Source organism: Nostoc sp. (genome assembly GCF_036917635.1).
Lineage (GTDB): Bacteria > Cyanobacteriota > Cyanobacteriia > Cyanobacteriales > Nostocaceae > Nostoc.
This window is the reverse complement of the sequence record NZ_JBALCW010000062.1, coordinates 26,714-41,277: the sequence shown is the minus strand read 5'-3', so window position 1 is coordinate 41,277 and position 14,564 is coordinate 26,714. Positions and strand designations below refer to the sequence as shown.

12 protein-coding genes and 1 pseudogene are annotated in these 14,564 nt (G+C 41.2%); 6 read left to right on the top strand and 7 right to left on the bottom strand.

Going from position 1 to position 14,564, the window contains the following annotated elements:
• Positions 1-757: 757 nt before the first annotated feature.
• From V7K32_RS15925 to V7K32_RS15920, 3 genes and pseudogenes are all read left to right on the top strand, one after another.
• Entirely contained in the window at positions 758-1,945 is a 1,188-nt protein-coding gene (locus V7K32_RS15925; RefSeq protein ID WP_334994805.1) for a glycosyltransferase family 4 protein, read from the top strand.
• Between the two features lie 466 nt (positions 1,946-2,411).
• Positions 2,412-2,789, top strand: a pseudogene (locus V7K32_RS28800) (ISH3 family transposase); the annotation flags it as partial.
• 343 nt (positions 2,790-3,132) lie between these two features.
• Positions 3,133-5,646: a hypothetical protein gene (locus V7K32_RS15920; protein ID WP_334994804.1), complete on the top strand. Its 2,514-nt coding sequence runs from the start codon at positions 3,133-3,135 to the stop codon at positions 5,644-5,646.
• A 152-nt stretch (positions 5,647-5,798) separates the two neighbouring features.
• Here the strand turns inward: V7K32_RS15920 and V7K32_RS15915 are convergent, their stop codons facing one another.
• Positions 5,799-6,023, bottom strand: coding sequence for a hypothetical protein (locus V7K32_RS15915; RefSeq protein ID WP_334994803.1), 225 nt, complete (start codon positions 6,021-6,023; stop codon positions 5,799-5,801).
• A 307-nt stretch (positions 6,024-6,330) separates the two neighbouring features.
• On the opposite strand from V7K32_RS15915, the gene V7K32_RS15910 reads away from it, so the two are divergent.
• The 3 genes from V7K32_RS15910 to V7K32_RS15900 all read left to right on the top strand — a co-directional run bounded on the left by V7K32_RS15910 (position 6,331) and on the right by V7K32_RS15900 (position 10,399).
• Positions 6,331-7,383, top strand: a complete 1,053-nt coding sequence (locus tag V7K32_RS15910; RefSeq protein ID WP_334994802.1) for a cyanophycinase — start codon at positions 6,331-6,333, stop codon at positions 7,381-7,383.
• Positions 7,384-8,735: 1,352 nt separating this feature from the next.
• The gene (locus V7K32_RS15905) at positions 8,736-9,272 is read left to right on the top strand and encodes a hypothetical protein (RefSeq protein ID WP_334994801.1); all 537 of its coding nucleotides are present in this window, start codon (positions 8,736-8,738) and stop codon (positions 9,270-9,272) included.
• 170 nt (positions 9,273-9,442) lie between these two features.
• Entirely contained in the window at positions 9,443-10,399 is a 957-nt protein-coding gene (locus V7K32_RS15900; protein WP_334994800.1) for an aldo/keto reductase, read from the top strand.
• Here V7K32_RS15900 and V7K32_RS15895 read toward each other — a convergent pair.
• The 6 genes from V7K32_RS15895 to bcp form a co-directional block, all read right to left on the bottom strand.
• A complete protein-coding gene (locus tag V7K32_RS15895) occupies positions 10,323-11,555 on the bottom strand; it encodes a cysteine desulfurase family protein (protein ID WP_334994799.1) in 1,233 nt (410 codons plus the stop codon). The genes V7K32_RS15900 and V7K32_RS15895 overlap by 77 nt on opposite strands.
• A gap of 5 nt (positions 11,556-11,560) precedes the next feature.
• Positions 11,561-12,187 (bottom strand): restriction endonuclease subunit R, encoded by a 627-nt coding sequence (locus V7K32_RS15890; RefSeq protein ID WP_334994798.1) that lies wholly within the window; start codon positions 12,185-12,187, stop codon positions 11,561-11,563.
• A gap of 75 nt (positions 12,188-12,262) precedes the next feature.
• Positions 12,263-12,919 carry a type I restriction endonuclease gene (locus V7K32_RS15885; RefSeq protein WP_334994797.1) on the bottom strand — a complete coding sequence of 219 codons (657 nt, stop codon included), beginning with the start codon at positions 12,917-12,919 and terminating at the stop codon, positions 12,263-12,265.
• A 225-nt stretch (positions 12,920-13,144) separates the two neighbouring features.
• A complete protein-coding gene (locus V7K32_RS15880; RefSeq protein WP_334994795.1) occupies positions 13,145-13,570 on the bottom strand; it encodes a hypothetical protein in 426 nt (141 codons plus the stop codon).
• Positions 13,571-13,606: 36 nt separating this feature from the next.
• Complete coding sequence (locus V7K32_RS15875) at positions 13,607-13,990, bottom strand: hypothetical protein (RefSeq protein ID WP_334994793.1); 384 nt, start codon at positions 13,988-13,990, stop codon at positions 13,607-13,609.
• Between the two features lie 36 nt (positions 13,991-14,026).
• Positions 14,027-14,506, bottom strand: coding sequence for a thioredoxin-dependent thiol peroxidase (bcp, locus tag V7K32_RS15870; protein WP_334994849.1), 480 nt, complete (start codon positions 14,504-14,506; stop codon positions 14,027-14,029).
• Positions 14,507-14,564 lie beyond the last annotated feature (58 nt).

The window sequence follows — 14,564 nt, the reverse complement described above, 5'->3', positions numbered from 1 at the left end:
GCACATTTTTCTTCTTCTGACTTCTGAATTCTTCTTCAATAGACCTCTTGCATAAATCAAAAATAAAGAACCTCACCCCGCATTTGAGTAAACTTACGCTCCCCTCCCCTTACCAACTACGGTGTACACACAAGTATTGTCCACATACGTTTCAACTCTTTTACCCACATTTTTGTCAGGGTTAAACTGTCACACTTACCGACATCCCGCCCAGAACTAAAGTTCTTCAGCTATGAGACTCGGAATAAATTCCGAGGCGGGATAGAAACGCAGTGCGAGATTTACAACGAATAGCCCGTCTTTAAAGACGGGGTTTATCCCAATACTGCTCGGTTTTTGGATTTTTCGATAGTGTTTTAGACCTGTAGAGACGGTAAATTTCGCGTCTCTACACAAGGTTTTTAGTCTTATCCGAGCAGTATTGGGGTTTATCCCTATAAAGATATGGCTGCGACAAGACTTGTGTATACACTGTAGCCCCAACCCCTCCCCGATGCTTTGGGGCTACAGTGTTAGGGACTTTTGCAAGAGGTCTAATATCCGTTAATTTTAATTACAGTAGAACAAATTCTGGGCGTTGTTTATACCTTGTTTCTTATTACTAGCCTACAGTTGATAACCTTTGATAAGCTTTTACAAAATAACTGTTAAAAAATCTCAAAATTTTAGTAAACATACTCACTGCATTTGCCACCCTTGTATTTTTAGGTAAATGTAATTTTTTGGATATTTGTAAAGTTGTCGGGGAATCTAGCAGATGAAGATACTGGTACTGAGTTGGGAGTTTCCACCAAGGATTGTTGGGGGAATTGCGCGGCATGTAGCGGAGTTGTACCCGGAACTGGTAAAGCTAGGGCATGAAGTCCACCTAATTACAGCAGAGTTTGGTCAGGCGTCGCTGTATGAGGTGGTTGAGGGAGTAAAGGTGCATCGAGTCCCAGTGGCACATAGTAACGACTTTTTCCACTGGGTAGTCAATCTCAACCTGAGTATGGGAGATCACGGTGGTAAGTTGATTTTAGAGGAAGGGCCTTTTGATTTAATTCATGCCCATGATTGGTTGGTAGGAGATGCGGCGATCGCTCTCAAGCATAATTTTAAAATACCACTAATTGCTACAGTTCACGCTACGGAATACGGACGCTGTAACGGTATTCACACTGCTATTCAAGGTTATATAAATAGCAAAGAAACCTTGCTGGCTTACAACGCTTGGCGGATTATTGTTTGTAGCGACTATATGCGCCAAGAAGTAGAACGAGCCCTATACAGTCCTTGGGACAAAATCGATGTCATTTATAACGGTATCCGAGCCGAAAAGAAACAGCATCACGTAGATTTTCATGCTGTAAATTTTCGCCGCCAATTCGCCACAGACGATGAGAAAATCGTTTATTACCTTGGTCGCATGACCTACGAAAAGGGTGTACCTGTATTGCTTAATGCCGCACCTAAGATCCTTTCGCAAATGGGAGGTAACGTTAAATTTATAATTGTTGGTGGCGGCAATACTGACCATCTCAAGCGCCAAGCCTGGGATTTGGGAATTTGGCATCATTGCTATTTTACAGGTTTTCTCTCTGATAGATACTTAGATAGATTCCAAACTGTCGCAGACTGTGCAGTATTTCCTAGTCTTTACGAACCTTTTGGGATTGTGGCTTTAGAAAGCTTTGCTTCTCGTGTTCCTGTAGTAGTTTCTGATACTGGTGGTTTTCCAGAAGTAGTGCAACATTCCAAAACAGGTATTGTGACTTGGGTGAACAATCCCGATTCATTAGCTTGGGGAATTTTAGAGGTTTTGAAAAATCCAGGATATCGGCAATGGCTGGTGGATAACGCTTATGAGGATTTAAAGCGACGCTTCAGCTGGCCGAAATTAGCCAAGCAAACTGAAAAAGTATATCACCGAGTTGTACAAGAGCGATCGCAAATTGCCTGGTAAGCATAGATTCCCGATTTCTTCAATTGCGGCTCTGGCGCAAGTCTTGAGGCGGAGCCTCTTAGTAGCCATTCCCAGCCAGAGGCTGGGAACGAGGCAATAGTTTTTTCTAGACACCAATGAGCATTGCTGTGCGCCTACCGTGTATCGTGGTGTATTGCATCTATTGCAGAAGCACTATAAAGAACAGAAGCAATACTGCGTAGGTTTTGCCGAAAAATAAAAATATGTAGGTTGGGTTGAGGAACGAAACCCAACATTTTGCGGGATTTGTTGGGTAACGCATTGCCTCAACCCAACCTACAAATACTATTGCAGAAGCACTATAAACAGTAAACCAAAAAGTTTTTCCCCAAAGAGCGATCGCTAATCAAGCTTACGTACTTTAAAGTACTATATACTACTAAATATATAATTAATGCTTATGCTGCTGTGAAAGGATTCAAAAAATGAAATGATGAGAGTGGTGTATAGAAAGGGTAAACGTAATCGGCATGGAGTTAAATACTTTGTTTATGTTGCTCACAATATCAGAACAAATTTAGATTACATCTATCAAGATTATCGAAAAAGATTTGGGATTGAAACTAGTTATCGACTGAAAAATATTTGTCGAATTAAAAATAATAATAAAAATCCAACTTTGAGATTACTATTCGTAGGTATATCTTTTCTTTTAGTTAATATTTGGGTAAATCTACTTTGGCTCAGAATCAGTCATAAAAGGAAAGGTAGTCGATTAATTTATCGCACACTTTTTGCGCTCAAACAGATGTTAGCCTTTTTATCTCAAGCCCTACAGCGTAAATATAAAGTAGTTGAAAGCATTTATATTCCATCCGGTTAGCATTTATTTTCTTAGCAATCAACTAATTATAAGTTATCATTATCTATACTCTATCTGCTGCTTAGAGGATTCAGTATTTACTAGTATTATAAATTACCAACGTTTTAGCGATCGCTCTTTGGGGAAAAACTTTTTGGTTTACTGAGTATTGGTATTGGGTTGTTAATCGAGTTCTTCACTAGGGATGGATAAGATCAGGAGAGAGGTTTAAGACGTACCTAGTTTGGAATACTTTGTAAAAAGTGGTATGTTTTGTATAAAATCTTGATTTATCTTTTTGCGAGTTAATATATTAACTACGCAGTCAATAATTATTTAATAACTACATGTGAGAGAGGTGATTATGGCTAATTTGTTATTCAATTTTCTTAACCTCTCTGATTTGAATGGCACTAATGGCTTTATCATTAACGCCATTTCACAAAATGATCGAGGCATCTCAGTCAGCAATGGGGGGGACATAAACGGTGATGGCATTGACGACCTGATTATTGGGGCACGTGGTGCCTCCCCCAACGGCAAATATCTTGTTGGGCAAACCTATGTAGTGTTTGGGGTGAAGAATCTGGGCAGTGGCGGCACCCTCAACCCCTCTGATTTGAATGGCACTAATGGCTTTATCATTAACGGCATTGCAGCAGGTGACGAATCAGGCCGCTCAGTTAGCAATGGGGGGGACATCAACGGTGATGGCATTGACGACCTGATTATTGGGGCACCTGGTGCCTACGGCAAAGGCAAATATCTTGCTGGGCAAAGCTATGTAGTGTTTGGGGGGAGGAATCTGGGCAGTAGCGGCACCCTCAACCTCTCTGACTTGAATGGCACTAATGGCTTTATAATTGGTGACTCTTCAGGCAACTCAGTCAGCAATGGGGGGGACATCAACGGTGATGGCATTGACGACGTGATTATTGCGGCACCAAATGCCTACGGCAACGGCAAAGCTCTTGCTGGGCAAAGCTATGTAGTGTTTGGAGGGAGGAATCTGGGCAGTGGGGGCACCCTCAACCCCTCTGATTTGAATGGCACTAATGGCTTTATCATTAACGGCATTGCAGCAGGTGACAGCTTAGGTTTCTCAATTAGCAATGGGGGGGACATCAACGGTGATGGCATTGACGACCTGATTATTGGGGCAGCAAATGCCTCCCCCAACCACAAAACTTTTGTTGGGCAAAGCTATGTAGTGTTTGGGGGGAGGAATCTGGGCAGTGGCGGCACCCTCAACCCCTCTGATTTGAATGGCACTAATGGCTTTATCATTAACGGCATTACAGAACGTAACTACTCAGGTAACTCAGTCAGCAATGCGGGGGACATCAACGGTGATGGCATTGACGACCTGATTATTGGGGCATCTGGTGGCAACCCCAACACTAGGGCTGGGCAAAGCTATGTAGTGTTTGGGGGGAGGAATCTGGGCAGTGGCGGCACCCTCAACCCCTCTGATTTGAATGGCACTAATGGCTTTATCATTAACGGCATTGCAGCAGGTGAATATTCAGGCGCCTCAGTCAGCAATGCGGGGGACATCAACGGTGATGGCATTGACGACCTGATTATTGGGGCACCTGGTATCGGTAGAGGGGCATATTTGATTGGGCGAAGCTATGTAGTGTTTGGGGGGAGGAATCTGGGCAGTGGCGGCACTCTCAACCTCTCTGATTTGAATGGCACTAATGGCTTTATAATTAAGGGCATTGCAGTAAATGACTCTTCAGGTATCTCAGTTAGCAATGGGGGAGACATCAACGGTGATGGCATTGATGACCTGATTATTGGGGCATATAGTGGGCAAAGCTATGTAGTATTTGGGGGGAGAAATCTGGGCAGTGGCGACACCCCTGGTAAGCTAACTGGAACTCCTGGTGCAGATACCTTCTTTGGCACACCTAGCAACAAAATTGATGGGTTAAATGCTAACGATACCCTAACAGGCAACGGTGGTCACGATAAGTTTGTCTTTCACTCTAACGATCGCAATGACATTATCACCGATTTTGGTGGCGTTGGTAAAGGCTCAAACCCATCATCGGCTGTGATTGCCAATGTTGACACACTACAATTTACAGGTAACGGCTTAACTGCCCGAAATCTGCAACTAACTCAAAAAGGCAACAACTTAGAAGTCACCTTTGAAAATGTGGCATCCACCAAAGTCACTCTGCAAAACTTTAAATTAGAAAATCTGGATAACCTGCCAGCAATTTCTTCAAGACCTGCACTCGGTAATATTTTGTTTGATGGACAAACTAGCATTACTGATAGCTTTGATGTGATTGATGGCAACTCCACTCAAACCAGCATTTTCAACAAAAACACTGTCACCTTTTTGAATGACTTAAACAATAATATCGCGGGTTTTGACAACTCCAATGATGTGATTAATGGTCAAGGGGGTAACGACACCATTAATGGCTTGAGTGGCAATGACTTGCTACGAGGTGACGCTGGCAATGATATTCTCATCGGTGGTGCTGGTAATGATACTCTTGTCGGTGGTGCTGGTGCTGACAAGTTCCTTTACAATACCAATGCTGCCTTTGTCTCTTCTGCTGTTGGTGTAGATACCATTAGCGACTTTAACCACTCCCAAGGTGACAAGATTATTTTAGATAAGACTACCTTTAATGCAATTACTTCTGTTGCAGGAACAGGTTTTAGTAACGCCAGCGATTTTAAAATCACAACTTCCGCCGCCACTAGCACGGCGAAAATTGTCTACGATTCTGTGAGTGGACAGTTGTTCTACAATCAAAATGGCAGCGCGGCGGGTTTTGGCTGTGGTGGTTTATTTGCAACTCTAACTGGTGCGCCAACTGTTACAGCATCAGATTTTATCTTGCAAGCCTAACCTAGAGAAATAATGGCAGATTCAACTTTTAACCTCTTGGATCTCAACGGCACTAATGCAGAGCTATTTAATTCCATTCCCAGACCTGGGAATTAATTATTTTCAAAACATAAATATCTGCGCCAGTTAGTGGTGCGAAAATCTCTTATGAATTATTCCCAGTACTGGGAACAGTTGTAGTGAGAAAATTTAATTAAAATTCTCACTACAACTGCGGTAAGATTTTTCCCAGTACTGGGAATGAAGGAAATTTTACCCAATGCGATCGCATTCCTCAAACCCATGACCAAGTTCATCCTTGATGTCTGTATGGCGTTGTTCTTTTGAACGAGTACTGCAATACACCAGTACTTGAGGCGTAAACGTTCAACAGCCATAAAGAACAGAAGGAATGTAGGGATTTTCGCAGAGTTGGACAGAGAATAAATGATTACTCCGAGTTATTTTGAGTTAACAAACAGTACAAACCCTGTACGCTGGAAATTTTACCCTATCTAGTGCCAGAGTTAAGCTAGTACGCATCTAAGTTGCAGATTTTTTCGTTAAAACTGTCATTTGTCATTGGTTATTCACAAAAGGCAACTGATAAATGTCTAATGAAAAAAGACGAATTTACCGGGAAAATAAGCAATTAAAGTGCGTAACAGCCTAGCATATAATTGCAGTTTGCTCTAGAAGCTTAGTATGACAAAGGCATTCCCAAGCATAGCAAGGCGCTTGAAAAGTACAGGAATCAAGTTGTTGAAGATGGGAACCTTCCTAATAAACCGTTTTATCGAAAGCTGGAAACGCTACTTCCTGGGTGACACTGTTGATGATGTCCGCCCTTCCCCCTCTCCCTCCTTCGATGTCCGTCCCGCCTTAGCAGGCCCAGTCCTCAGCTTAGGTGGGGGTGGACCCGATGTCGATGATGCAATCCAGTGGATGATTAATCAAGTTCGGGGAGGTAGTAATTCCGGCACTAAAGTTAATGTTGTAGTTCTCCGCACCAATGGTAATCACGATTACAATCGGCTAATTTATGCCATGAAGGGCGTAAACTTTGTGGAAACTCTTCTGATTCGCAATAGAGAAGAAGCAAACAAAGCTGAGATTTATGAAAAAATCAGAAATGCTGATGTAATTTTCTTTGCTGGCGGCGACCAATGTCAATACATCCGCAACTGGAAAGATACCAAGGTTGAGGCTGCTGTTAAGTCAGTTTACCTTAAGGGAGGTGGTATTGGTGGCACTAGTGCGGGTGCGATGATCCAAAGTGATTGTGTCTATGATGCTTGCGCTTCTTCTGAAAAAGGCATTGAAACTAGGGATGCACTGGATGATCCCTATCGGGACATTACTTTTACTTACAACTTTTTCAATTGGAGTAATTTAAAGGGAACCATCGTAGATACGCACTTCGACAGACGGCAAAGAATGGGTCGAATTATGGCTTTCATTGCTCGTCAAATTAAGGACGGTGTATGTAGCAGTGTTTTAGGGATAGCGGTTAGTGAAAGTACATCGGTTCTTGTAGATAAAAACGGTTTGGTGAAAGTTATGGGTAGGGGTGATGCGTACTTTGTACTTGGCAATCATATACCGGAAGTATGCGAACCGCGATCGCCTTTGACTTTTTCCAATTACAAAATTTGGAAAGTTCGCAGTGGCGATACCTTTAACTTGAGAAACAGACCAACTTCTGGGTACTATCTCAGGAGTGTAAAAAAGGGACGGATTGATTCAAATCCATATTAATTGGGGAGTGGGGAGTGGGGAGTGGGGACAAGAGGACAAGGAGACAAGCTGGATGAACGGAGATAAAAGGTGGATTCATCCAGTTCAAAGACTCGTTAACGGAGATAAAAGGTGGATTCATCCAGTTCAAAGACTCGTTAACGGAGATAAAAGGTGGATGAACCGAGTTTTCTAACTCCTGCCCAATGTCCAATTCCCCCCTACTTTCTACCACGGAACCACGCCATCCTGATCAAAAAAGCCTCCGATAGAACCATCATCACGTAGAGTGGCAAGTCTCACTGCTGTCTTTGATGAGTTACAGCGTTTTGCAATTACATGAGGTACACCCCTCCCCTTTCAAAGGGGAGGGTGCGCGATAGCGTGGGTGGGGTATTGTTGTACCTCACTAAGTTGAAATTTGCTGTATATGCAAGAAGCTTAAAATCAGCGAACTCATAATTTGGGTCAGAGTTTAGAGTTAGAGAATCTCAAATAGAAGTTTAAATGGTGCTTATGAATTACAAGGAGGCGGGTATTTAAATGGGAAAATTATGTTTTAAATGCTTTAGACACCTTTGATGGAAGCGGAAAGATCATGGGTACTGTTCTAGTTAAACCTCATCTAAGTTGAGAACCGTAGTTTTTGCCCTCACCCTAAATCCCTCTCCCAGATATGGGAGAGGGACTTTGAAATTCTGGCTCCCCGAATCCCAAAATTGGGATTCGGGGTTGGGGGATGAGGGCAAATCCTTTTCATCACTGAAGAACTACAGGTTTCAAGATAGACGCGGTTTAGAAGTGTTGGTGGAAATATAACTATTAATCTCCCTAACCGAGGGACATACAAAATAAAAAGTGATTGTAGTATAACTGCAACTTTTACCAGAAGCGATGGCACAACTGCTAATTATAGCGGTGTACTCTACGATGATGGTAAAAAACTTGATTTGACTGAAACCGACATTAATACTATTGTCAATCTCAAAGGTGAAAGGATTAGAAATGACGTAGCTAGTTAGAGATTCTGCCCTAATACTAGTGTATGGTCTATTTGGATGTCGGGAAATGGATTATCCCGACATCACACCAAAAACCGCTAACACAAAACATCCTGCCCGATAGTCCGAACCCACTTATAGATATGAACTGAATTATCTGTCTTTCAAGTCCCCTGCGGACTAGCGTAGGCATCGCGTGTTTTTTCTTATTTTTATACTCCATTTATTGTCTCATTTGTCAATGGGTAAGTTCTGAGAGTGTTGGGAAGTAGTTACGTCTCTTTTAATCAAAAATTAACCAAAATTTATCAAGATTATTTTTTGTTTAATGTATATGTTTATAAGTAGCGTTTAATAAATTCTTTGTTTATCATGAAAATTCGTAAAACTTTGATTGGATTGACAATTGGTGTACTTTCCACAGTGAGCATTTTGGATATCTGCAACATTCACAAAGCAAAGGCTGAATCTTTAATTGATACTAATTCTAAACAGGCTGTTTGCAGAAATTTTGTCGCTGGTACATACCTCACAACAATTAAAGATACTAATGGAAAGTTTGCTTCACGCGCGCTGATCACTCTTACTGAAGAAGGCAACTTTATTAGTAGTGACTCAAACCAAGGTGGTGTTTCAGGTCAGTTTGATCCTTTTACCACTTCTCAAGGTACTTGGGTGTGTAATGGAAATAGGGCGATTACAGGTAGGGCGCTCAACTTTAATCTCTCAAACAAGGGCGGTAGTGGTATTGCAAGAAATGATTTTAAAGCTAGTTTTAATCCGATAACTCAAACGGTGCAAGGGACAATTGAGCTTCGTCTGTTTGATCTAAAAAGTAATCCACTACAGGGTAATGGACAAAATGGAGGGTCATTCTTCTTTACAGGTGAGCTTGTCACCGCTAAATAGTCCGATTTCATTAATCCAATAAGAATAAGGGCGGCAGTGTTGTTGATGCTGTCGCCTGTTAGGGGAGATGTCAGAAAAGATGAGTAGTCATTCACACCTCAGATAGCGGTTGAGACAATATTTGCAGCCTAAACTAGCAATTGACTCAAAAATTCTTGGAGAAAATAGATATGCAAACCAAACAGCTCGGGAATTCGGAGCTTCACATTACCCCAATTGGCTTTGGAGCCTGGGCGATCGGTGGAGGTGGATGGGCTTTTGGTTGGGGAGCGCAGGATGATCAGGAATCGATTGAAGCGATCGCTCGCGCTCTCGATCTAGGCGTTAATTGGATTGACACCGCAGCTATCTATGGTCTGGGGCATTCGGAGGAAGTTGTTGCAAAGGCGCTCAAGGGCCGATCTAGTCGCCCTTACATTTTCACTAAATGTTCAATGATTTGGGATGAAAAGGGCGAAATTGGTCGCAGTCTGAAGGCGGATTCAGTGCGGCGAGAAGTTGAAGCTAGTTTACGCCGACTTGACATTGAAACCATTGATCTCTACCAAATCCACTGGCCTAACCCAGAATCAGAAATTGAAGAAGGCTGGACGACTCTCGCCAAGCTCAAGGATGAGGGTAAGGTTCGCTATATCGGGGTTTCAAACTTTAATGTAGAACAGTTGAAACGTATCCAGGAAATTGCCCCAGTTACCTCATTGCAACCGCCTTATTCACTGGTTAAGCCTGATGTAGAAAAGGAGATTCTGCCTTTTTGTCAAGAAAAGAACATCGGTGTGATTGTTTATTCACCTATGCAATCTGGCCTGCTTACAGGAAAGATGACACCTGAGCGGGTTGCCAATTTACCCGATAATGATTGGCGCAGGAATAGTGGTGAATTTCAGGAGCCACGTTTATCTCGTAACCTGAAGCTGGTGGAGGTGTTGCAACATATTGGTAAGCAATACGATCGCTCCCCAGGGGAAATGGCGATCGCTTGGACTTTAAACAATCCGGCGGTGACAGCTGCGATCGTTGGCGCACGCAATCCCAAGCAGGTGGAAGGAATCATCGCTGCTGGAGAATTTCGCCTGAATCAGCAGGAGCTAGATCAGATTGGTACTTTCTTGCGCGAGAATCCATAAAGGAGGTCTTACGTAAGCTTTGAATGGTGGCGATCGCATGTTTCGCCACAATATCAATTTCCTCTTGGGTATTAAACCGTCCAATCCCAAACCGCACTGATGCATAAGCTAGCTGTTGGGAGTGTCCCAGTGCTGTCAGAACATGGGAGGGGGCTGTACTTGCCGATGAGCAAGCAGAACCAGAAGAAATCGCCATTACTGGTTGCAATCCTAGCAAAAGAGCGGCTCCATCCACCCCCTCAACGCTTATATTCAAGTTTCCCGCTAATCGGTGTTGAGGGTGTCCGTTGAGATGAATTCTTTCAAGTTCAGAAAGCTGTGACCACAAGCTTTGCCTTAACAGGGTGAGACGTTGGGTTTCTGTTGCTTGTTCTATCAAAGCGATTTCTACAGCTTTCCCAAAGCCGACTATTTGCGGTGTATACAATGTCCCAGAACGCATCCCTCGTTCATGTCCGCCGCCGTGCTGCTGGGGAGCTAGTTGTACTCTGCGATCGCGCCTGCGGACGTACAGCGCCCCAATACCCTTTGGGCCATATACTTTGTGTGCGGTTAGCGACATCAAATCAATTTTCATCACTTGCACATCTAGGGGAATTTTACCAATAGCTTGGGCTGCATCGGTGTGAAAAATGATATTTTGTTCATGGCATAGTTCCCCAATTTCTGCCAAAGGCTGCAACACACCAATTTCATTATTTGCAGCCATCACCGATACCAAAATCGTCTCAGGACGGAAAGCTTTTTTTAACTCAGTTAAATCAATCAGTCCATCTTTTTTAACTGGGAGAATAGTAATTTCAAAACCGAGAGTTTTTAAATAATTATAAGGGTCAATAACTGCACTATGTTCAGTGACAACAGTAATAATATGCTGACCTTTTTTAAAATAAGCTTCAGCAACACCTTTAATAGCTAAATTATTCGCTTCTGTTGCACCACTGGTAAAAACAATTTCTTCAGGAGTGGCGTTAATTGCTGCTGCTAAAATCTCTCGCGTTTGCTTAACAGCAGCTTCACCTTCCCAACCATAAACATGACCGATACTAGATGGGTTGCCAAATTTTTCTGTGAAGTAGGGGATCATTGCTGCTAATACCCGTTCATCTACGGCTGTAGTAGCGTGGCAATCAAGGTATATAGGACGAATAGACATAATTATTAACTCAAACTTTGACTTAAGTTTTTTAATACGCTTAGAACTTGATACAATTCATTTTTTCTCCTCAACAGCGTAAATTCATCAGATAATGCATACTTTGGTATATTTTGTTTAGTCAATTTTACAAAAATGAAATGACTACCATTTGTTACTAATCCAAAAGTAGGTTTGTCTTCACTAGGATTAGCCGGCATATAAACAAGTGCTTGAGGTATGGCTTCTAAAAGAGAAAAACTAGACCTTTTAGATTCAATTACTAACAACCAGAATTTTTCTTGAATAACTAAAACATCAATTCTACCTCTAATAATTTCTCCTTCATCTTCTGCCGAAATTTCTATTGATTGTTCGCCTCTCATATAAAAAGGCTCATCATAAAATCCAGCTAAATTGAGTAAAGGAGATAAAACTACTAATTTCACCGTTTCTTCTGACAAAGGAGGACGCTTGACTAAACGGAGAAAATGAAGTTTTATTCTGTCTAAATCTTGCTTTTCTAAATCTGTAATTTCCGGTAAATTTTCAAACCATTCTGTGAAGAATGCCTCATCTTCGGCTAGCTGTAGGCTAAATCTTTCTTCCAAGTAGGCAAGCCCGACATTTTGTGCTTGGATAAATTGAACCATAATTCATTTAAAAGATGCAATATAACTATTATGACACTGTTCCAGTATTAATCGAGATAGGAATAGCAAAAATGATTAATTTACAATTTTACTTATTGTTTTTAATATATTCAAAACTTTATATAATTCATGTTGGTGTCTATATAAAGTGAATCTATCAGACAAAGCATATATTGGTTTATCATGTTTTATGAGTTTAATAAATTGGAAATCTTCTCCATTCATTACTAAAGAATATGCAGGATTTTCAGGGTGAGGATTTGCCAACATATAAGTCAGTGCTTGAGGAATCGCCTTTGCCAAGGAAAAACTAGACATTTTAGATTCAATTATTAGTAACCATAGCTGATTTTGAAGAACTAAGACATCAATTTTGCCTTTGATAATTTCTTTAATCTCTTCTGTGCTGACTTCATTATCAATGATAACTTCTTCTCTAATTTCTACACTCTCTTCTGTAGTGATGTAAAAAGGATGACGATAAAAACCAGCTAAATCTAGCAACGGAGATAATACTACCAATTTTACTGCTTCTTCTAAAAGAGGAGCATTTTCCAGCACATTGAGATAATTATTTTTAACTCTGTCTAAGGATTGGTTTTCTAATTCGGAAATGTTAGGTATGTAGTCAAACCACTCTGTAAAAAATTGCTCATCTTCAGATTTATATAGAGCAAATCTTTCCTTTAAGTAGGCAAGAGTGACATTTTGGGCTTGGATGACTTGAATCATGTTTAGGGAACTCTAAGAAATAAATTATCCAATATTGTGGGGTGGGCATCTTGCCCGCCCAGTCCATAGGGCGGGCAAGATGCCCACCCCACAGGAGTTAATTGGATATTTTTTTATTTGGAAGTCCCTTATTTCAAATTCCGAAAAGTCTAATTTCTTGCTTAAATCATCACGCTGGCACTTTTTAGAGTAATTTCACCAGACTTTAAGATATCCTAATAGAGTCTATATGGGATTAACTTTTGAATCTACTCCCCAAAGAAAGCCTGTTTCTGCTGGGTATAACTCCAATAATTCTTGTGGTGAGTAGATTTGATAATTTGAGTTGTAAACAATACAAGACCATTTTTTGGCAAACTGACACGCAAACTCTAGCGCTAGTTGCTCACTTCCTGAAGTTTTGCTGACATCAAGTAGAATGTGAGTCTGAGGTTTTGCTGTAAGCTTCTGAGTTATGAGTTCAATTTCATCAGGATTAAAATTTTTTAATTCAGTGTTATCTAAAACAATCCAAACATGAGTATTGTTTCTAGAAATACGCCCATCATATATATTATCTGGATGTACTAATACTCCAGAATATTGCAGAAAACTCAAAAATTCTCCCGGTTTAATCTCAGCATTAGAAATTAGGGAAATGGGTTCTGGCATCACTTATGCTCCTAATATGGATAATAATTCTAATAATTAATCTTGGCTGTAAACTATATAACTGCCTGTAGCGATAATATCTTGAGACGGAGTAAATTTATAATTAGGTGCATAGAGAATAACAGGCTTGTTGAAGGGATTCAAATCAGAGTTTGATATTAACTTTTGAACTGGCTTCAACTTTCGAGCAGTTTGGGTTGTTACTTCGATGATAGCGTTACTGGTTTCCACATCGATTTTACCGACTTCGCCATTTAGACCTACTGTTTTATTAAAACTAACTAAATCAAACCTTGCCTGGATGATAGCATTAGCGACTTTGCCTTCCAGAACTTTTTGAGGATTGACTGAGTTCAGTGCATTGGCGATCGCTTGCTCAAATAAGCTGCTCACATCCTGCTTTATTACTATATGATTCACGTAGGATTGCTGTAACTCTACCTGCATTCAGCCGCGTTATGTGGCTGCTAATTCCCGTAATTTAGTTAAAACTGCCTGAGCATGACCTTTGGTTTTCACATTTGGCCAAGTATAGGCAATAATTTTATCAGGTGAAATGATAAAAGTTGAGCGAGCAACACCCATATATTCTTTGCCCATAAACTTTTTTAAGCGCCAAGCATCGTAGGCTTCTGTCAAAATATGTTCTGGGTCACTCAAGAGGGTGATTGACAAGTTATGTTTACTGATAAATTTACAATGGGACTTACCCAAATCGGGACTCACGCCTAAGATTTTCGCTCCTAGTGCGCTGAAGTCTTGATACAACTCGGTGAAATCTGTCGCTTCGGTAGTACAGCCGGGGGTATCATCTTTGGGGTAGAAGTAGAGGACAACCCACTGACTGCTAAGGTCATTGAGAGTGACTAAATTACCATTTTGGTCAGGAGTCGAGAAATCTGGCGCTGGTTGTCCGACTTGGGGAATGTTACTCATGATGGGGGTGTAAGAGATTGGAATCGCTTTAGAATTGTACATATATTGAGCGATGCCT